Genomic DNA, 23690 nt, shown 5'->3' on the forward strand with positions numbered 1-23690 from the left:
CAAAATTTTTTACTGATTACGCCACAGTGCGAAGAGAATAAAAAATATCGTTTTATCGCGACTCTATGCAAAAATGATATGGATAACCTGCTGAAACTGGATCTGCCGATGCCCGCTGTCAATCTGCGCCATATCGAAATCTTTCACGCTGTAATGACCACCGGCAATCTGACGGAGGCCGCCGCACTGCTGCATACCTCGCAACCGACGGTAAGCCGCGAGCTGGCGCGCTTTGAAAAAGTGCTGGGGCTGAAACTGTTCGAGCGCACGCGCGGGCGTTTACAACCCACGGTGCAAGGCTTGCGGTTATTCGAAGAGGTGCAGCGCTCCTGGTACGGGCTGGACCGGATTGTCAGCGCCGCCGAAAGCCTGCGTGAGTTCCGCCAGGGCGAGCTTTCCATCGCCTGCCTGCCGGTATTTTCACAGTCTTTTTTACCACTGCTGCTGCAACCGTTTCTGGCGCGCTATCCGGATGTCAGCCTGAATATCGTGCCGCAGGAGTCGCCATTGCTGGAGGAGTGGCTGTCGGCGCAGCGCCACGATCTGGGCTTAACCGAAACGCTCAGCACCCCGGCGGGCACCGAGCGCACGCCGCTGCTCACCTGTAATGAAGTCTGCGTCATGCCACAAGATCACCCGCTGGCGCGCAAAACCGTGTTAACACCGGCAGACTTTCAGGGCGAGAATTACATCAGTTTGTCGCGCTCCGACAGCTACCGACAGTTGCTGGACGCGCTGTTTAATGAACATCAGGTGAAGCGGCGGATGGTACTGGAAACGCACAGCGCCGCCTCAGTGTGCGCGATGGTACGCACCGGGGTGGGCATTTCGGTGGTGAACCCGCTGACCGCGCTGGATTACGCGGCCAGCGGTGTCGCCGTGCGCCGTTTCAGTATTGATGTGCCGTTTACGGTGAGCCTGATCCGTCCACTGCACCGCCCCGCTTCCGCGCTGGTCGAGGCGTTTACCGCCCATTTGCAGGCAGCCATGCCGCTGGTTAGCGGGCCGCTGGCTGCCATGCTGGGCCAACGTTAAGAGAGCATAAAGTCCACCGCATCGGCGGCATGCAGCGCCGCCGTATCAAACACCTTAATCGGGCAATGTGTTTCCGGCAGTAGCAGGCCGATCTCGGTGCAACCGAAAATTACCCCTTCCGCGCCTTCGCCAGCCAATTTCTTGATTAAATTAACAAAATAGTAGCGAGACTCATCGGTGAACGTCCCCAGACAGAGCTCACTAAAGATGATGTCGTTGATGCGCTCGCGATCTTCCGGGCCCGGCACAGAGGTTTCGATGCCAAACTGTTTTTCCAGGCGGCCACGGTAAAAATCCTGCTCCATGGTGTAGCGCGTACCCAGCAGCGCGACATTGCGCATGCCGGCGTTTTGAATCGCCCGTCCGGTGGCGTCGGCAATATGCAGGAACGGAATATGGCAGCGTTCTTCAATTTGACCGGCGACTTTGTGCATGGTGTTGGTACACAGCACAATCGCCTGCGCGCCCGCCTGCTCCAGACCCGCCGCCGCCTGGGCTAAGATCTCACCGGCTTTGTGCCACTGCGCTGTCGCCTGGCAGGTCTCAATTTCATGGAAATCCAGGCTGTGCAGAAGCAAGCTGGCGGAGTGCAAGCCGCCGAGACGAGCTTTCACGCCCTCATTAATCAGGCGGTAATAAGGAATGGTCGATTCCCAGCTCATACCGCCCAGCAGTCCTATCGTTTTCATCGCTTGTCTCCGTCTGGTTTAGCGCTCAGTCAATCAAAGTTGTGATCGACTTTCAACTTCTCTGGCCTCGCGTTTATTTTTATAGAACGCTGAGATAAGTTATTTTGAAACAACGTTTCATCATTTACTCTGTCGTAATCACTAACGATACCTACTACAGGACACTCCGATGTTTATCTTCCATAAAGACACTCAGCTTGAAGACCTGGGCAACGGCGTCAGCCGCCGTATTCTTGCCCATAACGGCAAAATGATGGCGGTCGAAGTTATGTTCGAACAAGGCGCCATCGGCCCAATGCACAACCATCCTCATGAACAACTTACGTACGTTTTATCCGGCGAGTTCGAATTTACCATTGGTGATGAGAAACATATCGTCACCGCAGGCGATACACTTTATAAGGAACCGCACATTATGCACGGATGTGTGTGTTTAAAAGCCGGAACGCTGCTCGATACCTTTACACCGGTACGTGAAGATTTTTTAAAACGTTGATCGCGCCCTAAAATAGTTAACGCCTCCCATAATTAGGGGGGCGTTTTTATTTCCCGGCCAATAAAAATAGTTCGCCGGATAATCGTTTTAATTTCCAATGATTTCATTTCGCAATTTTTAATACCTTAGGCTGTTACTTAAATCTTTACGCTTATTGGCTTTAAACCCGCTGTTTTTCGGCAAAAATGACACCCACCTCACTTTATTGAAACATCGTTTCGACTTCGATCACATTTCACGAATTAATCGAATGACGCCAATTCAAAACACAATAAAATATTTTAAAACGACGTTTCACAAACCAAGAACGCAAGTTCGCAGGATTTTAAAACCCGGAATATCGTGAGTAATTTCCGGTGGTTAAAGTTTCAAAACGTATTGATTCAATTGATTATTGTGATCAAGCGCACGCGCAGAGCCTGTTTTAATCCCCGGACGCCCATGCGGCGGGGGAAAAAAGTTAATCTCCGAATCCGTATTACACATTGTTCGCCAGGTAGGTATGTATGAATGAAAACAGACTACTGGGATTGGCCTGGATATCGCCCTACGTTATTGGGTTGATAGTCTTTACGGCTTTCCCATTCATCTCATCGTTCTTTCTCAGTTTTACTGAGTATGACCTGATGAGCCCGCCGGTATTTAACGGCATTGAGAATTATCGCTACATGTTTACCGAAGACACGCTCTTCTGGAAATCAATGGGCGTCACCTTTGCGTATGTATTTTTGACAATCCCGCTGAAGCTCGCCTTCGCGCTGGGGATTGCCTTTGTGCTCAACTTTAAACTTCGCGGCATCGGTTTTTTCCGCACGGCTTACTACATTCCGTCCATTCTCGGTAGCTCTGTGGCGATCGCCGTACTGTGGCGCGCACTGTTCGCTATTGATGGCCTGCTGAACAGCTTTATCGGCGTGTTTGGTCTGGATCCGATTAACTGGCTTGGCGAACCGTCGCTGGCGCTGATGTCCGTCACCTTGCTGCGCGTCTGGCAGTTCGGCTCCGCGATGGTCATCTTCCTTGCTGCGCTGCAGAACGTACCGCAATCCCAGTACGAAGCAGCGATGATCGATGGCGCCAGCAAATGGCAGATGTTTATGAAAGTCACCGTGCCGCTGATTACGCCGGTTATTTTCTTCAACTTCATCATGCAGACCACCCAGGCGTTCCAGGAATTTACCGGCCCGTATGTCATTACTGGCGGCGGCCCGACCTATTACACCTATCTGTTCTCGCTCTACATCTACGACACCGCCTTCAAGTATTTCGACATGGGCTACGGCGCGGCGCTGGCCTGGGTGCTGTTCCTGGTGGTGGCAGTCTTTGCCTCCATCGCCTTTAAGTCTTCGAAATACTGGGTGTTCTACTCTGCCGATAAGGGAGGCAAAAATGGCTGATATCCAACATCTCACGCCGGGCATGAAAGAAGCCGAACGTGAAGTGGCGCGCACGCTGCGCCGCGAGAAAATCAGCGCATGGATCCGCTATACGATCCTGCTTTTTGTCGGCCTGTTAATGCTCTACCCGCTGGCGTGGATGTTCTCGGCGTCGTTCAAACCGAACCACGAGATCTTCACCACGCTGGGGCTGTGGCCCACCCACGCCACCTGGGACGGCTTTATTAACGGCTGGAAAACCGGCACCGAATACACCTTCGGTCATTACATGCTGAATACCTTTAAGTATGTGATCCCGAAAGTGATCCTGACCATTATCTCTTCCACCATTGTGGCTTACGGCTTTGCCCGCTTTGAGATCCCGTGGAAGAACTTCTGGTTCGGTACGCTTATCGCCACCATGCTGCTGCCAAGCACCGTGCTGCTGATCCCGCAATACCTGATGTTCCGTGAAATGGGCATGCTCAACAGCTACATGCCGCTGTATCTGCCAACGGCGTTTGCGACACACGGTTTCTTCGTCTTTATGTTGATTCAGTTTTTACGCGGCGTACCGCGCGACATGGAAGAAGCGGCACAAATCGACGGCTGTAACTCCTGGCAGGTGCTGTGGTACGTGGTAGTGCCAATCCTGAAACCGGCGATTATCTCCGTGGCGCTGTTCCAGTTCATGTGGTCAATGAACGACTTTATCGGGCCGCTGATTTATGTCTACAGCGTGGATAAATACCCGATCGCACTGGCGCTGAAAATGTCCATCGACGTCACCGAAGGTGCGCCGTGGAACGAAATTCTGGCAATGGCGAGTATCTCCATTCTGCCGTCCATCATTGTCTTCTTCCTGGCACAGCGCTACTTCGTACAGGGCGTGACCAGCAGCGGAATTAAAGGTTAAGAGGGAAGTATCATGGCTGAAGTTATTTTCAACAAACTGGAAAAGGTTTACTCCAACGGCTTCAAAGCGGTACATGGTATCGACCTGAAAATTGCCGATGGCGAATTTATGGTGATTGTCGGCCCAAGCGGCTGCGCCAAATCCACCACGCTGCGTATGCTGGCAGGTCTGGAGACCATCAGCGGCGGCGAAGTGCGCATCGGCGAGAAGATCGTCAACAACCTCGCGCCAAAATCACGCGGTATCGCGATGGTGTTCCAGAACTACGCGCTCTACCCGCACATGACGGTACGTGAAAACCTCGCGTTCGGCCTCAAGCTCAGCAAGATGCCGAAAGAGGAGATCAACAAACAGGTTGATGAAGCGGCGAAGATCCTCGAACTGGAAGAGCTGATGGACCGCCTGCCGCGCCAGCTTTCTGGTGGTCAGGCGCAGCGCGTGGCGGTGGGCCGCGCGATTGTGAAAAAGCCGGATGTGTTCCTGTTTGACGAACCGCTGTCGAACCTGGACGCCAAGCTGCGCGCCTCAATGCGTATCCGTATTTCCGACCTGCACAAGCAGTTAAAGAAATCCGGTAAACCGGCGACCACCGTTTACGTCACGCACGATCAGACTGAAGCAATGACCATGGGCGACCGTATCTGCGTGATGAAACTCGGCCATATCATGCAGGTGGATACCCCGGATAACCTCTACCACTTCCCGAAAAATATGTTCGTGGCGGGCTTTATCGGCGCGCCGGAGATGAACATCAAACCGGCGAAAATCGTGAAAAAAGCCGACCAACTGCACATCACCGTTGGTCATGAAACGCTGGCGCTGAACGCTTATCAGCAGGAGAAAGTCGCCGATTACGCCGACAAAGAGGTGTTCTTTGGTGTGCGCCCGGAGTTTGTCTCCGTTTCAGATGAGCCTTACAGCGACGATTGCGGCTCCGGTGAGCTGGTGCGCGTCGAAAACATGGGTCACGAGTTCTTTGTTTACCTGAAAGTTGGCGACTACGAACTGACCGCCCGAATCCCTTCTGATGAAGCTAAGCCAATGATTGCAAAGGGGCTTCACCGGAAGGTGTACTTTAAGTTTGATATGAATAAGTGTCATATTTTTGACGCGAAAACAGAACAGAACATTTCCTTATAACGACGAAATCATTCGCGATGCCCCGGCGCGGCAAGTCGGTGTCTCCCGGCACTTACGCAAGTAAGTCGCCGGCAGACATCAACGCAGCCACAAAGGGGCAGCCTGAAGAATGAAATTTAACTAAACGTTGGAGTATAAAAATGAAAAAAGTGCTTACCGGCGCCATCATCTCCGCAACTCTGGGCATGTGCGCTGTACCCGCAACCGCCGCTGATAATGTTGATCTGCGTATGTCCTGGTGGGGGGGCAACGGTCGTCATCAGGTCACCTTAAAAGCGCTGGAAGAGTTTCATAAACAGCATCCGGACATTACCGTTAAATCCGAATACACCGGTTGGGACGGCCACCTCTCCCGTCTGACCACGCAAATCGCGGGCGGCACCGAGCCGGACGTGATGCAGACCAACTGGAACTGGCTGCCGATTTTCTCCAAAAATGGCGACGGTTTTTACGACCTGAACCAGGTAAAAGACATTATTGATTTAAGCCAGTTCGACGCTAAAGAGCTGCAGTCCACCACCGTTGACGGCAAGCTGAACGGCATTCCAATCTCCGTCACCGCACGCGTGTTCTACTTCAACGACGAGCAGTGGAAAAAAGCGGGCGTCGCCTTCCCGAAAACCTGGGATGAGCTGTTAGCCGCGGGCAAAACCTTTGAAAGCAAGCTCGGCAAACAGTACTACCCGGTAGTGCTGGAGCACCAGGATACGCTGGCGCTGCTGAACTCCTACATGGTGCAGAAATACAACATTCCTGCCGTGGATGAAAAAGCGAAGAAATTCAGCTACACCAGCGAGCAGTGGGTCGAATTCTTCCAGATGTATAAAAAACTGGTCGATAGCCACGTGATGCCGGACGCTAAGTACTACGCGTCATTCGGTAAGAGCAACATGTATGAAATGAAGCCGTGGATCGAAGGTGAATGGGCCGGTACTTACATGTGGAACTCCACCATCACCAAATACTCCGACAACCTGAAGCCACCAGCCAAACTGGTGCTGGGTGACTACCCGATGCTGCCGGGCGCGAAAGACGCGGGCCTGTTCTTCAAACCGGCGCAAATGCTGTCGATCGGTAAATCCACCAAGCATCCGAAAGAGGCGGCCCAGGTGATCAACTTCCTGCTGAACAGCAAAGAAGGCGCGGAAACGCTGGGTCTGGAGCGCGGTGTGCCGCTGAGCAAAGCCGCGGTGCAAACGCTGACCGCCAATGGCGCGATCAAAGAGGCCGATCCGGCGGTTGCGGGTCTGCGTCTGGCGCAGTCTCTGCCGACCAAACTCTCGGTATCGCCTTACTTTGACGATCCGCAGATTGTTGCCCAGTTCGGTACCGCAATTCAGTACATCGACTATGGCCAGAAATCCGTTGAAGAAACCGCAGCCGACTTCCAGCGTCAGGCTGAACGTATTCTGAAACGCGCCATGCGCTAAGGTTTTACCGCAATGACATACCCTGCCCGTTCGCGGCAGGGTATTTTTTTATCTAAGGAGCAGGTAATGGCAAAGGGGAAAATAGTCTCTCTCACCTTCCGCAGCCAGAAAGACGACAAAACCGGGCAGGAAGTTATCCGGCTGACGCCGCCGCATATTATTTGTCACCGTAACTACTTCTATCAAAAATGCTTTACCCGCGACGGCGAGAAACTGATTTTCGGCGGCGCGTTTGAAGGCCACTGGAATTACTACTTACTGGATCTCGCAAACCGCGAAGCGACACAACTCACCGAAGGCGCGGGCGATAATACCTTCGGCGGCTTTTTATCCGCCGATGACAGCGCGGTGTGGTATGTGAAAAATACCCGCGAACTGCGCCGCGTGGATTTGCAGACGCTCGAAGAGCATATCGTCTACGAAGTCGACGATGAATGGGTGGCTTACGGCACCTGGGTCGCCAACTCCGGTTGCACAAAACTGGTTGGTATCGAAATCAAGAAAAGTGACTGGCAGCCACTTACCGACTGGCAAAAATTCCGCGATTTCTACTTCACTCATCCGGAGTGCCGCTTGATCCGCATTGATCTGCAAAGCGGTAAACGTGAGACCCTGTTGCAGGAAAAACGCTGGCTTGGCCACCCGATCTATCGCCCGTTTGACGATAACACCGTGGCGTTTTGCCACGAAGGCCCGCGCGATGTGATTGATGCACGTATGTGGCTGATTAACGAAGATGGCAGCAATGTGCGCAAAGTGCGCCAGCACAAGCCGGGAGAAAGTTTTACCCATGAATTCTGGGTGCCGGACGGCTCCGCGCTCTATTACGTGGCGCACCAGGAAAACGATCCGCGCCGGTATCTCTACAGCGCGGATCCGAACACGCTGGAAAACCAGCAGTTGATGGCGATCCCGCCCTGTTCGCACCTGATGAGTAATCAAGACGGCAGCCTGGTGGTTGGCGACGGCGCGCCGCATCACACCGGGGATATCCACCTTAACGATCCGTTTATCTGGGTATTTGATATTCATAGCGGCGAACAGAAAGCGATTTGCCAGCATAACAGTAGCTGGAAAGTGCTGGATGGCGACCGCCAGGTCACTCACCCGCACCCGTCTTTCTCGCCAGATAACCAGTGGGTACTCTACACCTCCGATGCCGAAGGCATGCCCGCGCTCTACCTGACGCGGGTGTAATTTTGCCCTCTCCCGCCCGGGAGAGGGATGTTGTTACACGCCGATATTACGCAGTTTTTCACCCGACATCAGACGGCGCTCGATATGTTCCAGCGTGACGTTTTTGGTTTCCGGGATCAGCCAGAAAGTGACGCCGACAAATGCCAGATTCAGCGCGGTATAGAGCCAGAAGGTGCCCGCCGCGCCAATCGCGTCCAGCAAGGTCAGGAAAGTCGCGCCGATAATCATGTTCGACACCCAGTTAGTGGTGGTCGAGCAGGTGATACCGAAGTCGCGGCATTTCAGCGGCTGGATCTCAGAACACAAGATCCACACTACCGGCGCAGCGCTCATTGCATACCCGGCAATACAGATCATCGTCATACCAACGGAAAGCCAGGATAACCCGCTCGACGCAGTGCCGTTATCAAACTGCATCAGGCAGTAGCCAAGGATCAAGGTGCCAATTGCCATCACGCTGAAACCAATTTTCAGCGCCGGTTTGCGCCCGGCTTTATCTACCGTAAACACCGCGATAAAGGTGGCAAACATAAAGGTCAGCCCCACCACCAGCGTGGCGATCATCTGCTGTTCCGTGGTAGTAAACCCGGCCATTTTGAAGATGCGCGGCGCGTAATACATGATGATATTCATGCCGGTGAACTGCTGCATCGCCTGCAATAACATGCCGAGGAAAACGGCGCGGCGCACGTTGCGGTTAGCTTTAAACAGCTGGAAACCGCCCTGTTTCAGTTTCAGGCTTTCGCGGATTTCATTAAGTTCTTCGCGCGCTTTTTCCGAGGTATCGCGCAGCATACGCAGCACCTCTTCCGCTTCAATATGCCGCCCTTTTTGCGCCAGCCAGCGCGGGCTATTAGGCAGGAACACCACCAGAATAATCAGCAACACCGCTGGCAGCGCCAGTACGCCGAGCATTGCCCGCCAGTTGCCGCTGTAGCTAAACGCGGTATCCGACAGGAACGCCAGCACAATGCCCAGCGTGACCATTAACTGGTACATGCTTATCATCTTGCCACGCACGTTTTCGCTCGCCATTTCAGAGAGGTACAGCGGCGCGGTGTAAGACGCAATGCCGACCGCAACCCCGAGCAACACGCGGGAAAGCAGCAGCACTTCCACACTGGCGGCAAACGCGGAACCGAGCGAGCCGGCGACAAACAATACCGCGCCCGCCATTAAACTGTATTTGCGCCCAAGGCGGAAAGAGAGCCAGCCGTTAAACAGCGCACCCAGCGCCGCGCCCAGCATCATGCTGCTCACCACCCACTCCTGCAAACGGCTGGATAAGGTGAAATGGTCGGTGATAAACGGCAGCGCGCCGGAAATCACCCCAATATCGAGACCAAACAACAGCCCGGCAACCGCTGCCGACACCGAGACAAACAGATTCATACGCCGGGTATCACGCAGGGCGCGCGGTAAAGCTACGGAATCATTACTGATAGAAGTCATTTTTTCCTGCCTACACAGAATAAGACGTCCTATGAAAGTAAGTCAGCGACGGGTCAAAGCGTCAGTGCTGAAAACGCGAAGATATGGATAAATACGCTGTGGCATGGTGTTTTGTGATGGAGTTTACAATTTTGAAAATATAGTTTAAGCACTAAACTAATTTTAACTTACTTATTTTTAAAGATTTTTAATCAATAGTCTGCGAATTAAGATAAAAGGATATGGATTTTTCTATTCATCAGATATGGACAATTAATACGCAGAGATAAAAAAACCTGCCCGCAGGCAGGTTTTTTATGCAGCTAATGCCAGGCGAATTAACGCGCCAGCCAGCCACCGTCAACCGCAATGGTGTAGCCGTTGATGTAGTCAGACGCTTTTGATGCCAGGAACACAACCGGCCCCATCAGATCGCTCGGCAGCCCCCAGCGGCCCGCCGGGATGCGATCGAGGATCTCGGCGCTACGCTGCTCGTCGGCACGCAGTTGCTGAGTGTTGTTGGTCGCCATATAACCCGGCGCGATAGCGTTAACGTTGATGTTGTGTTTCGCCCACTCGTTCGCCAGCAGACGCGTCACGCCCATGACGCCGCTTTTTGACGCGGTGTAAGACGGTACGCGGATGCCGCCCTGGAAAGAGAGCATCGACGCGATGTTGATGATCTTGCCGCCGTTACCCTGCGCGATGAAGTGTTTTGCCGCCGCCTGGGACATAAAGAATACGCTCTTGATGTTCAGGTTCATCACGTCGTCCCAGTCTTTCTCGCTGAAGTTGATCGCGTCTTCGCGGCGGATCAAACCGGCGTTGTTTACCAGAATGTCGATTTTGCCGAACTCAGCTACCGCGCGCTCCAGCAGCGCCGGAATGCCGTCGATCTGACGCAGATCGGCGGTCAGGCTAAGAAAACGACGGCCCAGCGCGGTCACGCGCTCGATGGTTTCTGTTGGTTCAACAATATTGATACCGACGATATCGCAGCCCGCTTCCGCCAGGCCCAGCGCCATACCCTGGCCCAGACCGGTGTCGCAACCGCTGACTACCGCAACCTTACCTTGAAGAGAAAATGCATCCAGAATCATGTTTATTCCTTAATCTATCAGCGCCTGTGTTGGACAGGCATGGTTTTATGCTGCCCGCTATTAGCGCAGATCTTTTACAGCGACGTGATCCATGTCATCAAAGACCTGGTTCTCACCCACCATCCCCCAGATGAAGGTATACGCACGCGTACCAACGCCTGAATGGATTGACCAGCTGGGAGAAATGACCGCCTGCTCGTTATGCATCACAATGTGACGCGTTTCCTGCGGCTGCCCCATCATATGGAATACGCAGGCGTCTTCTTCCATATTGAAATAGAAGTACACTTCCATGCGGCGCTCATGGGTATGGCACGGCATAGTGTTCCACAGGTTGCCCGGCGCAAGCTCGGTCAGCCCCATGCTTAACTGGCAGGTTTCCAGCACGTCCGGCACAAAATATTTGTTAATGGTGCGACGGTTACTGGTCAGCGGATCGCCAAGTGTCACTGGTGCGACATCGGCTGGCGTCACTTTTTTCGTTGGGAAGGTGGTGTGTGCGGGTGCGCAGTTGTAGTAAAACTTGGCCGGTTTCGCGCTATCTATGCTGGCAAAAACCACCTCTCTGGCGCCTTTTCCGACATATAACGCATCGCGATGACCAACTTCATAACACTGACCATCAACGGTGATGGTGCCCGGGCCGCCGATATTAATCACGCCCAGTTCGCGGCGCTCAAGGAAATAGCTCACGCCAAGCTGTTTACCCACTTCGCCACCGACAGAAACGGTTTTATTCACCGGTTTAATACCGCCGACAATAATGCGGTCGATATGGCTGTAAACCATGGTGTATTCGTCATCAGCGAATATTTTTTCGACTAAAAACTCATTGCGCAGGCCCTGGGTATCCAGCGTTCTCGCATGCGCACTGTGGATGCTTTGTCTGACTTCCACAATAACCTCCGAAGTAAATTTTGACCGAAACGTCACTCAACGAAACGCAGAAACAGTGTTCCGTTTCTTCATTAGGCGCATCTTATCCCGGCTAAAACATGTTTTCAATCTTGAATAAAACAACGTTTCAATTTTTCTGCGACTTATTATTAAATCTGTAAGTCCGATCACGATTGTTTGGCGTTGACAGTGCGTCATTACCGGTTAGGCTATGAGAGTAAATTTAAATAAATCATAGCAAACAATAAGTTAAGATCGTCTTTGAGTTTTGACGGCTAATCAGTAATTTTTGTGTGTAAAATCAAAGCCCGCTAGCACAAACGCTTTTTCACCTCGCATTCATCCGGCTCACAGACGTTGTTTTCTTATAAAGTGCGTCAGCAATCACACATATTGAAACGTTGTTTTGATAAATTAATACTCTATTTTTAAACTTGTAATCATCTGTGGTCATCATTGGGGCGCAACTTTCCCACCGGACCATCTAAAGGAGTGAAATATGGCGAAAGGCATGCGGGTAAAACTCAATTACGCAATCAGCCGCGATCCGGATACCGGCGCGGAAGTCACCCGCTTAACACCACCGGAAGTGACCTGCCACCGGAACTACTTCTATCAGAAGTGTTTTTTCAATGATGGCAGCCACCTGTTGTTTGCTGGTGAATTTGATGGCCACTGGAATTATTACCTGCTGGATATCGCGAAAGCCGAAGCCGTGCAGTTAACGGAAGGCGCGGGCGATAACACCTTTGGCGGTTTCCTCTCGCCGGATGACAGCGCCTTATATTATGTGAAAAACGATCGCACGCTGCGTGAAGTGAATTTACAGACGCTCGCCGAGCGCGAAATTTATCGCGTACCGGACGAGTGGGTCGGCTACGGCACCTGGGTGGCAAACAGCGATTGCAGCAAACTGGTTGGGATTGAGATCGCCGCCAGCGACTGGACGCCGCTCAATGACTGGAAATTGTTCCATGATTTCTTTCATAAAGGCCCGCACTGCCGTCTGCTGCGCGTGGATCTGCAAAGCGGCGAAAGCAGCGTGATCCATGAAGAGAAAAACTGGCTGGGGCACCCGATCTATCGCCCATTCGACGACAACACCGTGGCGTTTTGCCACGAAGGCCCGCACGATCTGGTGGATGCGCGGATGTGGCTGGTCAATGAAGACGGCAGCCATGTGCGCAAAGTTAAAGATCACGCCGAAGGCGAAAGCTGTACCCACGAATTCTGGGTGCCGAACGGTTCCGCGCTGGTGTACGTCTCTTACCTGAAAGGCAAACAGGGGCGCATGATTTACAGCTTCAACCCGGATACCGGCGTGAACGACGCGGTGATGCCGATGCCTGCGTGTTCACATCTGATGAGCAACTTCGACGGCACATTACTGGTCGGCGATGGTTCCGGCACGCCGGTGGATGTGAAAGATACCAGCGGTTACACCATTGATAACGATCCGTATTTGTATGTTTTCGACGTGGCGAAAAAAGCCTATTTCCGCGTGGCGCGCCACGATACCTCCTGGGCAACGGTTGCCAACAGCCGCCAGGTAACGCATCCGCATCCGTCGTTCACACCGGACGACAGTGCGATTCTGTTTAGTTCCGATAAAGACGGTAAACCGGCGCTTTATATCGCGAAACTTCCTGAGCAACGCGTAATGTTGCAAGCATAAACTTTGAGTTAGTGTTTCTGTAACTGGCCTTGCCCTCCTCCTGGGGGGCTTTTTTTTGTGCCGTTCTTGCCCGTCATACTTTCAGCCACTGGTGTGCTGGCTGCCTTACTTTTCGCTACAGGTTCGTTACTTTCTTTGGACTTTTGGAGAGTGCTTTTTGCATTTGCTCAGGTCTGCCCTGAATAATTTGAGTCACAGGAAGGCGGCAACGCAGCGAGTTTCCGGGAGCTAACTGAAGTAAGTGATTGCGGTGAGTATGGCGGGCATAAATATAAAAAACCCCGGCCAATGGCTCCGGGGTTTTTGTGAGGGTAACACAGGTAGTTCAGACAATCAGAAAGAGTAAGCTACACCGAGGCGGAAACGGGTCTGGCGTTCGTCGGTGCTTTTCACACCCACGTTGCCCACTTCCACATACGGGGACCAGTTTTTATCCAGTTTGTACGCCACCTTGGCGTTATATTCGTTGGAATAGGTTTTGTTGTTTTCACGAATAACATCTTCGGTGCTCTTCGCGTAAACATAGTTCAGCTCAATACGGTAGTCGCCCATCGCCCAGCCGACCCAGGTATCAAATTTATTGACCTTGTTATCAACGGTATTGGAATCCGGGTTACGTGTGTATTCGTAGCGATAACGACCGGCAATATAGACGCCGTTATCAAAGCTGTATTGCACATGAAGATACGGTTTATAGATGGAGTTGGTATCTTTACTTTCGATATTAAAGCCCGGTGTTAACGCAAAATTCTGCGTCGCAGCCCAGCGCCAGTTAATGGACTCTTCGTGGCCGTTACCCACGATTTCCGTTAACGGTTTGTCGGCGTCATCGCCGCCAGATTTCCATTTCGCTTCAACACCGAAACCTAAGCCATTATCGAAACGGTGAGAAACCGCTACGCGATCGGCGTTGGAGCCGCTGTCGATGTATTCATGACGTAAATCCACGGTGACGGCTTGTGAAGCAAAGGAAGCGCCAAGGAGTGAAGCAAGAGCCAGAGTTTTCTTAAACATGAGATTACCTCAATAATTAAAATTATGTTCCATTTTTATGGAATTTCATTTTATTTTTTTGGTAACTTTATTTTAGTGATCGCGATCGTAAATATTTGCATGGAACGGAACTATGTATAACGGCGTGATGAATATCAATATATTTTCCCGAAAACGGCGAATTAATATGATAAAGATCACACCGATTTTCTATTAACTGTTAACTTACAAATTCAAATACAAATTAAAAACATAAAATAAAACAGATACCTACAAAACAAAACCATTAATAATAAGCACGCTTATCGCTTGCAGACATAATGGTCACGCAGGGTACGATATTAATAACCAGCGCTGAAGAAGTGATTTTGAATAAGCCAGGAAAATTATTAGTTGGAAAGGTGGAAGTTTTAATTAAATTGAAACGCGAGCGGTAATGGGTACCAAAAATAATAAAACCTTCCAGCAGGAAGGTTTTATTTAACTTAAAGTCAGATTAATCGCGTTCGATTGCCAGCGCCACGCCCTGGCCACCGCCGATGCATAAGGTTGCCAGCCCTTTACGGGCCTGCCGTTTTTGCATTTCATGCACCAGCGAAACCAGAATACGACAGCCGGAAGCGCCAATCGGGTGGCCAAGCGCTATCGCCCCGCCATTGACATTCACCCGCTTCTCGTCCCATTCAAGGATTTTACCGACCGACAGCGCCTGCGCCGCATAGGCTTCGTTCGCTTCAATCAGATCGACATCATCGAGCTGCCAGCCCGCGCGCTCAAGGCAGCGGCGCATGGCATAAACCGGCGCAATGCCCATTAACGCCGGGTCGACGCCGACACTGGCAAACGCGCGGATGCGCGCCAGCACCGGTAAATTCAGTTCCTGCGCTTTTGCTTCGCTCATTACCAGCACCGCCGCCGCACCGTCATTGATCGGCGAGGCGTTACCGGCGGTGACGGAGCCGCTTTGTTCAAAAGCGGGGGCGAGTTTCGCCAGCGCTTCCGCGCTGGGGTCGGTACGCGGTTGTTCATCGGTATCGATAACCTGCGTCTGGCCTGCTGCATCCAACGCACTTACCGGCACAATTTCATCGCGAAAACGCCCGGAATCGATAGCGACACGCGCTTTATGCTGCGAGCTTAACGCCCATTCATCCTGGCGTTCACGGCTGATGCCATATTCACGCGCCAGGTTTTCCGCCGTTACGCCCATATGATAATCGTTGAAGGCGTCCCACAACCCGTCATGCACCAGGCTATCAATAAGCTGGCTGTTGCCGAGCTGCGCGCCGGTGCGGCTGTCGGTCAGCACATGCGGCGCACGGCTCATATTCTCCTGCCCACCGGCGATCACCACATCGGCTTCGCCGCACTGGATCGCCTGAGAGGCCAGGTGCAGAGCTTTCAGCCCGGAGCCGCAGACGTCATTAATGGTGATTGCCGAAACCGTATTCGGCAGGCCGCCTTTGATCGCCGACTGCCGCGCAGGGTTTTGCCCGGCGCCTGCTGTCAGCACCTGGCCTAAAATCACTTCGTCGATATCTTGTGGCTGCACGCCGCTACGCTCAATCAATGCGCGCACCACCTGGCTGCCCAACTCAACGGCAGAGAGGCGTGACAATGCGCCCTGAAAACAGCCGATAGGCGTGCGAACCGCGCCGACTATCACGACATCTTTCATCTCTACCCCCGCAGTTGTTCAACCCGGCAATAGTAGTGCATTGTTAACAAGTATTAACTCGATTGTTTAAAATTGGTGAGATTAGTCACAGCGAAAGTCAGAGGCGGGAAAGCAGCGGCAAGTTGCGCGGCCAGCAAGGCCGCGCAGAAGGGGAAAATCAGTTGTTAACCGGGATCACCGCGCCTTTATATTTGGTGCGGATCCAGTCCTGAATCTCTTTGGAGTGCAGCACGTTCACCAGCGCCACGATATCTTTTTTCTTCTCGTCGCCACGGTGTACGGTGATGATATTGGCATACGGGTTGTTTTCACCGCTTTCCACCGCGATCGGATCGTGAACCGGATCCAGACCGGCATCAATCGCATAGTTGGCGTTGATCACCACCGCATCGCCTTCATCATTGTTGTACATCTGCGGCAGCAGCGCTGCTTCGACGTTCGGCAGGAACTGCAGTTTTTTCGGGTTATCAACGATGTCATCAATACGCGCCGTCACTTTGTCGATACCCGGTTTCAGCTTGATGACGCCCTCTTTTTCGAAAATAGAGAGAATGCGCCCCTCTTCAGACACCGCATCACGCATGATGATTTTGCCGCCCTGCGGCAGATCTTTCAGCGATTTGTATTTTTTGGAGTAAATGCCAATCGGCTCAATATGGATAGCGCCTGCGCTGACGAAATCATAGGTTTTGTCGCCCGCGTGATCTTTGATAACGCTATTCAGGTACGGAATGTGCTGGAAGTAGTTGGCATCCAGTTCACGGCTGGCCAGCGCCGTGTTCGGCAGGATGTAGTCCTGGAATGGTTTAATTTCCAGATCAATTCCCTGTTTCGCCAGAATCGGTTTCGCCTGCTCAAGGATTTCGGCGTGCGGCACGTTTGACGCGCCCACAGTCAGCGTATCCGCCCAGGAGGAGAAGCTCAGCACGCTGAGGGTGGCTGCGGCAATCAGTGTCAGTGTTTTTTTCATGATGTTGGTTTCCAATAATTATCGTTTATCTAACAGAGAAGTAATCACGTCGCCGCAGAACTGGATGATGAAGACGATGATAAGAATGGTCACTGTCGCCACCAGCGTGACGTCGTTATGGTTCCGCTGGAATCCTTCCAGATAAGCAAGATTGCCCAACCCGCCAGCGCCGATAACGCCGGCCATGGCGCTGTAGCTCACCAGCGCAATCAGCGTCACGGTAATCCCGGACACCAGCGCTGGTGATGACTCGGGCAGTAACACCCGAAATACCAGTGTGCTCAACCGCGCGCCCATCGAACGCGTCGCCTCAATCACCCCTTTATCCACTTCGCGCAGCGCAATCTCGACCAGGCGCGCATAAAACGGCGCGGCACCGACGATAAGCGCAGGCAGCGCGGCGTTCGCGCCAAGAATGGTGCCAACGAGGGTTTTGGTAAACGGGATCAGCAGCACAATCAAAATGATGAACGGAATAGAACGGAAGACGTTCACCACAATCGAAATCACGCTGTACAACGTGCGATTCTGGAACAGGCCGCCGCGCGCGGTGAGAAACAGCGCCAGACCGAGCACGATCCCCAGTACAAAAGTCGCCGCGCCCGACAGCGCTGTCATATACAGTGTCTCTTGCGTCGCCGCCCAGAGTTGCGCCCATTTCAGGTGCGGAAAGAGGGATTCAGCCATGCGTCACGACCTCGCTTTCAATATCCGTCTTGCTCAGGTCTGCAAGGATATTGTTCAGTTGTTCCGGGGTCGCCTTCACGTTCACCCATAATTGTCCAAATATGCCGTGCGCGGTTTGCGACATCTTGCCGTGCAAAATGTTAAACGGCAGACCATAGCGCAGCGTCAGTTCGCCGACGATCGGCTGGTGCGTGCTGTGGCCGGTAAAGGTCAGCTTGATCACCGTACCGTCCAGATCGCTGTTCAGCTCCGGGTTGAACGCCTCTTCTTCTTTATACTGGCTCACCTGGCGCACAAACTGTTTGGTGATCGGCTGCTGCGGATGGGTAAAGACGCTCAGCACATCGCCCTCTTCCACCACTTTGCCGTTCTCCATTACCGCCACGCGGTCGCAAATCTTGCGCACCACATGCATTTCATGGGTGATCAACACAATGGTCAGTTTGAAACGGCGGTTAATATCGAGCAGCAAATCGAGGATCTGATCGGTGGTTTGCGGATCCAGCGCCGAGGTGGCTTCATCGCACAGCAGCACATCCGGGTTATTCGCCAGCGCGCGGGCAATGCCAACACGCTGTTTCTGCCCGCCGCTAAGCTGCGATGGGTAAGCCTTTTCGCGCCCTTTCAGCCCCACCAGCTCAATCAGTTCCGCCACGCGGGCATTAATCTGCGCTTTTGGCGCACCGGCAATTTGCATCGAAAACGCAATGTTTTCGCTCACCGTGCGTGACCACAATAGATTGAAGTGCTGAAAGACCATGCTGATCTTCAGCCGCGCCTGGCGCAACGTTTCCCCGCGAGCGGCGGCAATGTCCTGACCATTAATCACAACGCTGCCGGAGGTGGGTTTTTCCAGACCGTTCAGCAAGCGAATCAGCGTACTTTTCCCGGCGCCGCTGTAGCCAATAATGCCGTAAATCTGCCCCTGCTCAACCGTCAGATTGACGCTGTCGACGGCGGTAATCGATGCCTTTCCCTGGTCGAAAATCTTGGAGATATTCCTGAGGACGATCATTCGTTGGTGTTTCCGTTTGGCAGTTTAGCAGTATGGATGTCCAGAAGATAATAATCAGCCGTAGTTATAATTCAAATAACCAAATAGACATTACTTATAACTAAACACGCTAACAGCGGTGGAACAGGGGTTTTGACGATAAGACTTTATTTCGCATTGCATTGCCGGAAATTGCATAACTGCGATGGAGAGAAGAGGAAAAGTGTCTGAAATCAGCGCTAAAATCCGCTTTTCTGGCAATCAATCCATCCGGACGACTGTATGGCTCGCCGTCCTGATGGCTAAACAGAGGTTTATATTTCCAATCGCTCTAAACGCCGAATAAAGGTTATTTAAACAGGCAAAATGACAGACCTATCATCCGCTCATCACGAATGTTAACGGGTAAATCTACAATGTCAGTCTTCCATTCTGTAACCGAATTGATCGGTCAAACACCGCTGTTGCAGTTACATAAACTGGCGAGCGGGCCATGCGAATTATTTCTCAAACTGGAAAACCAGAACCCTGGCGGTTCGATTAAAGACCGGGTCGCGCTGTCGATGATTAACGAAGCCGAACGCCTCGGTTTGCTCGCACCCGGCGGGACGATTATTGAAGCCACCGCCGGTAACACCGGATTGGGACTGGCGCTGATCGCTGCGCAAAAGGGTTATTCACTGGTGCTGGTGGTGCCGGACAAAATGAGCCGCGAGAAGATTTTCCACCTGCGCGCACTGGGCGCGAAAGTGGTGCTCACCCGCTCAGACGTGAACAAAGGCCATCCGGCTTACTATCAGGATTACGCGCGCCGCCTGGCGCAAGAGACGCCGGGCGCGTTTTACATCGACCAGTTCAATAACGACGCCAACCCGCTGGCACACGCGTCGACAACCGCGCCGGAACTCTTTGAACAACTGGACGGTAAAATCGATGCCATCGTCGTTGGCGTGGGTTCCGGCGGCACGCTTGGCGGATTGCAAGCCTGGTTTGCTAAACACTCGCCGCACACCGAATTTGTGCTGGCCGATCCGGCCGGTTCGATCCTCGCCGATCAGGTGGAACATGGTCGTTACAGCACGCCAGGTTCCTGGCTGGTTGAAGGCATTGGCGAAGATTTTATTCCACCGCTGGCACACATTGACGGTGTGCGCAAAGCCTTTCGTATTACCGATCGCGAAGCCTTCGCCACCGCCAGAGAACTGCTGCAACAGGAAGGCATCCTGGCGGGATCGTCCACCGGGACGCTGCTCAGCGCTGCCCTGCGTTACTGCCAGGCGCAAACCGCGCCGAAACGCGTGGTGACGTTCGCCTGCGATAGCGGCAACAAATATCTGTCGAAAATGTTCAACGACGACTGGATGCGCCAGCAAGGGTTGCTCACGCGCCCTTCTAACGGCGATCTCACGGATTTTATCGCCCTGCGCCACGACGAAGGTGCAACCGTCACCGCTGCGCCAGAGGATAGCCTCGCCGCCGTGCTGGCGCGCATGCGGCTGTACGATATTTCGCAACTGCCGGTGCTGGAAAACGGTCAGGTGGTGGGGATTGTTGACGAATGGGATCTGATAAGCCACGTGCGCGGCGACAGTGCACGTTTCGCGTTGCCGGTGAAAGCGGCGATGACCCGCAACGTGGAAATCCTCGATAAACACGCGCCGGAAAGCGCGCTGTACGCCATTTTTGATCGCGGCCTGGTAGCGGTGATCGCCGACAACGGCCACTTTGTTGGCCTGATAACCCGCAGCGATGTACTGACCACCTGGCGCAACCGTCTTGAACAATAAGGGAAATAAAATGAAAACACTGGCAACGCAGAGCGTCCACAGCGGCGCATTCAACGACCAACACGGCGCGGTGATGCCGCCGATTTACGCCACCTCCACCTTCGCACAGCCTGCGCCTGGCCAACACACCGGCTACGAATATTCGCGCAGCGGCAACCCGACACGCCACGCGCTGGAAACGGCGATCGCCGAACTGGAAGGCGGCACGCGCGGTTACGCGTTTGCTTCGGGCCTCGCCAGCATCTCCACGGTGCTGGAACTGCTGGATAAAGACAGCCATCTGGTGGCGATTGATGATGTGTACGGCGGCACCTATCGCCTGATTGAAAATGTGCGCCGCCGCAGCGCCGGATTACAGGTGAGCTGGGTAAAACCGGACGATCTCGCAGGTCTCGAAGCTGCCATTCGCCCCGACACACGGATGATCTGGGTGGAAACGCCAACCAACCCGTTACTGAAGCTGGCGGATCTGGCGGCGATTGCCGCCATCGCCAAACGTCACACTATTCTCAGCGTGGCGGATAACACCTTCGCATCGCCGGTTATCCATCGCCCGCTGGAGTTAGGGTTTGATATCGTGGTGCATTCGGCCACGAAATACCTGAACGGGCACTCGGATGTGGTTGCCGGCTTGGCCGTGGTCGGTGATAACCCGGCGCTGGCCGAAAAACTCGGTTATCTGCAAAATGCCGTCGGCGGGGTGCTCGATCCGTTCAGTAGTTTCCTCACCTTGCGCGGCATTCGTACGCTTTCCCTGCGCGTGGAGCGCCACAGCAGCAACGCGCTGGCGCTCGCCCGCTGGCTGGAACAACAGCCGCAGGTAGAGAAAGTGTGGTTCCCGTGGCTGGAATCGCACCCGCAGTATCAGCTGGCGCGCAAGCAGATGGCGCTGCCGGGCGGCATGATTTCGGTGGTCATCAAAGGTGATGACGCGCGGGCGACAGAGATTATCAATAAGCTAAAACTGTTTACGCTGGCGGAAAGCCTCGGCGGTGTGGAGAGCCTGGTCAGCCAGCCGTTTAGCATGACTCACGCGTCAATTCCGCTTGAACAGCGCCTGGCAAACGGCATCACACCGCAGTTGATCCGCCTGTCGGTGGGCATCGAAGATGAACAGGATCTGATTGCTGACTGGAAAAACGCGCTGGCGTAAGCACATAAATCGGGGAGCCATCAGGCTCCCTGCGATGTTAACGGGTTGTCCCACGCCGATACCACCTGGTTGCGGCCCTGTTTTTTCGCGGCATACAGCGCCGTATCGGCCCGGTGAATAAGACCGCTGGCAATCATATGCAACGGTTTATCTTCAAAGTGCACTTGCCCCGTTTGCAGTGTCGCCACGCCGATACTGATGGTCAAAAAACCGGTCGGGCTGGCCGCGTGCGGTACGCTAAGCGCGTTGATATTGCTGCGCACATCTTCGGCGACATTCATTGCCTGCATCAGGTTGGTTCCCGGCAGGATAATCAGAAACTCTTCGCCACCGTAACGGCTGACGTTATCGCCGCTGCGCAAGGGTGACGAGGTGAGCGTGCGGGCAACCAGGCGCAGGCAATCGTCCCCGGCCTGATGCCCCTGGGTATCGTTATAGTTTTTGAAATAGTCGATATCCGCCAGACAGACCGACAGCGGGAAATCCTCCTGCAAAGCGCGGGAAATCTCGCTCAGCAGACACTCATCCATATAGCGCCGGTTAAACAACCCGGTCAGATGATCGTGTTGCGCGTACTGTTGTAACACTTTATTCGCGCTGGCGAGCTTGTGCTCTGCCTGGCGACGTTCGGTGATATCGACCCAGGTGACCGACAGCCCCACCACCATATCCATGGCGTCATGTACCGGTACCGCCTGAATATCGTAACAACGATCGCGCCAGCCCAACTCGCGTGACGGCAACGCCTCGCCCTTATCCGCCAGCGCGAAATCCGTCAGGAAAAAGGGCCAGTAATCAGGCATCAAACGCTGAAAGTGATCCTCTGTTTCCAGCGCCTCACCCAGCAATTTCGCCATCGCCTTGTTGGACATCACCAGACGCCCGTGGCGGTCAATCATACACAGCGCCACCGGCGTGGTTTCGTAAATGGTCTCCAGTTGCAGCACCCGTTCACCGAGGTTGGAGATATTGCGATCGATACCGCGATAACCGCGCAACTCACCCTGCTCATCAAACAGCGGGATGCCGCTGGTTTCCAGCACCACAATGCTGCCATCGGCGCGTTGATTACGGTTGACCAGGCCAGAAAACGCACGCTTCTCCGCCACAATGGCACCAAACGCGCCCGCCACGCGTTCCGCTTCGCCCGGCGGCATAAAATCAAAAGGGGTTTTGCCAATCACCTGGTCAGGCGGTACGCCGAGCAATTCCGTTACGACGTCGGAAGACCACGTATAACGTCCCTGCGCGTCGACTTCCCACACCCAGTCAGAATTGTTGTGCAGCAATTCGAAGAGATGTTTGGCATCTTCTTCCCGGTGATCCAGCCGTTTTTTGTCATTATTCATGGTTTCTGTTCCGCATGGCCCGCTATGCGCGCAACAACTTGCCTGGTCAGCGTGGTGAAGGCAAGAAATATTCACCACAAAAATATATCTATCTGTTTTGCTAAGCTGCGCCTTAACCCAATGAAAGTGAATAAGATTCATACTTACTTTGGGCGTTTTTTTCTGCAACATCTCTGCTTCGAGATGTCGGTTTTGCGCCTGCTTACCCTGTTTTCAATCACCAGAAGTAATAATAGCCACACTGTACACGATTTCGTCAGACTTTTTCATGCAGCTTATTTTTTTATCTCTCGGCAACGTGGCCAGAACCTGCAATTTATTTATCGTCACCTTAATTACAATAAGAAATTATAGAGCGCATCTATTTAAAGCAATTAATTTACCTTAAGGCAAATTACTCCTGGATTTTTTAAATTTTCCGGTTAATATATTTTCTCTTCACCGATTATCGCCATCGATATTTATCACGCAAGACAATAGCGATATATAAAGACGAATTAATTAATACTATCTATAAAATAAAAATAACGTTACCGCATTTACTTTGGCGGTATAGCCACAACGCTTTACTCATCACCCACGCCGCGCCGCAAGGCCTGGTGCGGGTTTGTTATTAGTGCAGGGTTATAAAAACAATGAATAGCGATAACCGCAAAAATAAAACCACCAGCGTCAACCCGGCGCGCCAGGCGCACCG

Annotated in this window: 20 protein-coding genes; 10 read left to right on the forward strand and 10 right to left on the reverse strand. The window is 53.0% G+C overall.

Features of this window, described 5'->3' with window-relative positions; translation table 11 throughout:
• The first annotated feature begins 108 nt into the window (after positions 1 to 108).
• Positions 109 to 1035 (forward strand): LysR family transcriptional regulator, encoded by a 927-nt coding sequence (locus H650_RS09575; protein WP_044489723.1) that lies wholly within the window; start codon positions 109 to 111, stop codon positions 1033 to 1035.
• Here H650_RS09575 and H650_RS09580 read toward each other — a convergent pair.
• Entirely contained in the window at positions 1032 to 1724 is a 693-nt protein-coding gene (locus tag H650_RS09580) for an aspartate/glutamate racemase (RefSeq protein WP_020455069.1), read from the reverse strand. The genes H650_RS09575 and H650_RS09580 overlap by 4 nt on opposite strands.
• 169 nt (positions 1725 to 1893) lie before the next feature.
• On the opposite strand from H650_RS09580, the gene H650_RS09585 reads away from it, so the two are divergent.
• The 6 genes from H650_RS09585 (at position 1894) to H650_RS09610 (ending at position 8279) form a co-directional block, all read left to right on the forward strand.
• A complete protein-coding gene (locus H650_RS09585) occupies positions 1894 to 2220 on the forward strand; it encodes a cupin domain-containing protein (protein ID WP_020455070.1) in 327 nt (108 codons plus the stop codon).
• A 506-nt stretch (positions 2221 to 2726) separates the two neighbouring features.
• A complete protein-coding gene (locus H650_RS09590) occupies positions 2727 to 3617 on the forward strand; it encodes a carbohydrate ABC transporter permease (protein ID WP_025263850.1) in 891 nt (296 codons plus the stop codon).
• Positions 3610 to 4512 carry a carbohydrate ABC transporter permease gene (locus tag H650_RS09595; protein WP_017457666.1) on the forward strand — a complete coding sequence of 301 codons (903 nt, stop codon included), beginning with the start codon at positions 3610 to 3612 and terminating at the stop codon, positions 4510 to 4512. Before H650_RS09590 ends, H650_RS09595 begins: the two co-directional genes overlap by 8 nt.
• Before the next feature lie 12 nt (positions 4513 to 4524).
• Positions 4525 to 5652: an ABC transporter ATP-binding protein gene (locus tag H650_RS09600; RefSeq protein ID WP_020455071.1), complete on the forward strand. Its 1128-nt coding sequence runs from the start codon at positions 4525 to 4527 to the stop codon at positions 5650 to 5652.
• Positions 5653 to 5792: 140 nt separating this feature from the next.
• The gene (locus H650_RS09605) at positions 5793 to 7082 is read left to right on the forward strand and encodes an ABC transporter substrate-binding protein (RefSeq protein ID WP_020455072.1); all 1290 of its coding nucleotides are present in this window, start codon (positions 5793 to 5795) and stop codon (positions 7080 to 7082) included.
• Between the two features lie 66 nt (positions 7083 to 7148).
• Positions 7149 to 8279, forward strand: a complete 1131-nt coding sequence (locus H650_RS09610) for an oligogalacturonate lyase family protein (RefSeq protein ID WP_020455073.1) — start codon at positions 7149 to 7151, stop codon at positions 8277 to 8279.
• A 33-nt stretch (positions 8280 to 8312) separates the two neighbouring features.
• Here the strand turns inward: H650_RS09610 and araE are convergent, their stop codons facing one another.
• From araE to kduI, 3 genes are all read right to left on the reverse strand, one after another.
• Positions 8313 to 9731: an arabinose-proton symporter AraE gene (gene araE, locus H650_RS09615; protein ID WP_020455074.1), complete on the reverse strand. Its 1419-nt coding sequence runs from the start codon at positions 9729 to 9731 to the stop codon at positions 8313 to 8315.
• A 317-nt stretch (positions 9732 to 10048) separates the two neighbouring features.
• Positions 10049 to 10810: a 2-dehydro-3-deoxy-D-gluconate 5-dehydrogenase KduD gene (gene kduD / locus H650_RS09620; protein ID WP_017457661.1), complete on the reverse strand. Its 762-nt coding sequence runs from the start codon at positions 10808 to 10810 to the stop codon at positions 10049 to 10051.
• A gap of 60 nt (positions 10811 to 10870) precedes the next feature.
• Complete coding sequence (gene kduI / locus H650_RS09625) at positions 10871 to 11707, reverse strand: 5-dehydro-4-deoxy-D-glucuronate isomerase (protein ID WP_044489724.1); 837 nt, start codon at positions 11705 to 11707, stop codon at positions 10871 to 10873.
• A gap of 499 nt (positions 11708 to 12206) precedes the next feature.
• Between kduI and H650_RS09630 the strand changes: the two genes are divergently transcribed.
• Positions 12207 to 13382 carry an oligogalacturonate lyase family protein gene (locus H650_RS09630; RefSeq protein WP_020455076.1) on the forward strand — a complete coding sequence of 392 codons (1176 nt, stop codon included), beginning with the start codon at positions 12207 to 12209 and terminating at the stop codon, positions 13380 to 13382.
• 333 nt (positions 13383 to 13715) lie between these two features.
• On the opposite strand, the gene H650_RS09635 is transcribed toward H650_RS09630, so the two are convergent.
• From H650_RS09635 to H650_RS09655, 5 genes are all read right to left on the reverse strand, one after another.
• Entirely contained in the window at positions 13716 to 14396 is a 681-nt protein-coding gene (locus tag H650_RS09635) for an oligogalacturonate-specific porin KdgM family protein (RefSeq protein ID WP_020455077.1), read from the reverse strand.
• Between the two features lie 475 nt (positions 14397 to 14871).
• Positions 14872 to 16053, reverse strand: coding sequence for an acetyl-CoA C-acetyltransferase (locus H650_RS09640; RefSeq protein ID WP_020455078.1), 1182 nt, complete (start codon positions 16051 to 16053; stop codon positions 14872 to 14874).
• Positions 16054 to 16210: 157 nt separating this feature from the next.
• Positions 16211 to 17023, reverse strand: a complete 813-nt coding sequence (locus H650_RS09645; RefSeq protein ID WP_025263848.1) for a MetQ/NlpA family ABC transporter substrate-binding protein — start codon at positions 17021 to 17023, stop codon at positions 16211 to 16213.
• An 18-nt stretch (positions 17024 to 17041) separates the two neighbouring features.
• The gene (locus H650_RS09650) at positions 17042 to 17710 is read right to left on the reverse strand and encodes a methionine ABC transporter permease (RefSeq protein WP_020455079.1); all 669 of its coding nucleotides are present in this window, start codon (positions 17708 to 17710) and stop codon (positions 17042 to 17044) included.
• On the reverse strand, positions 17703 to 18725 hold the full coding sequence (locus tag H650_RS09655) for a methionine ABC transporter ATP-binding protein (RefSeq protein WP_020455080.1): 1023 nt from the start codon (positions 18723 to 18725) through the stop codon (positions 17703 to 17705). Before H650_RS09655 ends, H650_RS09650 begins: the two co-directional genes overlap by 8 nt.
• A gap of 395 nt (positions 18726 to 19120) precedes the next feature.
• Here H650_RS09655 and H650_RS09660 point away from each other — a divergent pair, with 395 nt between their 5' ends.
• Positions 19121 to 20491, forward strand: coding sequence for a pyridoxal-phosphate dependent enzyme (locus H650_RS09660; protein WP_044489477.1), 1371 nt, complete (start codon positions 19121 to 19123; stop codon positions 20489 to 20491).
• 10 nt (positions 20492 to 20501) lie between these two features.
• Entirely contained in the window at positions 20502 to 21644 is a 1143-nt protein-coding gene (locus H650_RS09665) for a trans-sulfuration enzyme family protein (protein WP_020455082.1), read from the forward strand.
• A 20-nt stretch (positions 21645 to 21664) separates the two neighbouring features.
• On the opposite strand, the gene H650_RS09670 is transcribed toward H650_RS09665, so the two are convergent.
• On the reverse strand, positions 21665 to 22993 hold the full coding sequence (locus H650_RS09670) for a sensor domain-containing diguanylate cyclase (RefSeq protein ID WP_020455083.1): 1329 nt from the start codon (positions 22991 to 22993) through the stop codon (positions 21665 to 21667).
• Positions 22994 to 23690 lie beyond the last annotated feature (697 nt).

The sequence above is a fragment of the Enterobacter sp. R4-368 genome (genome assembly GCF_000410515.1).
Taxonomy (GTDB): domain Bacteria; phylum Pseudomonadota; class Gammaproteobacteria; order Enterobacterales; family Enterobacteriaceae; genus Kosakonia.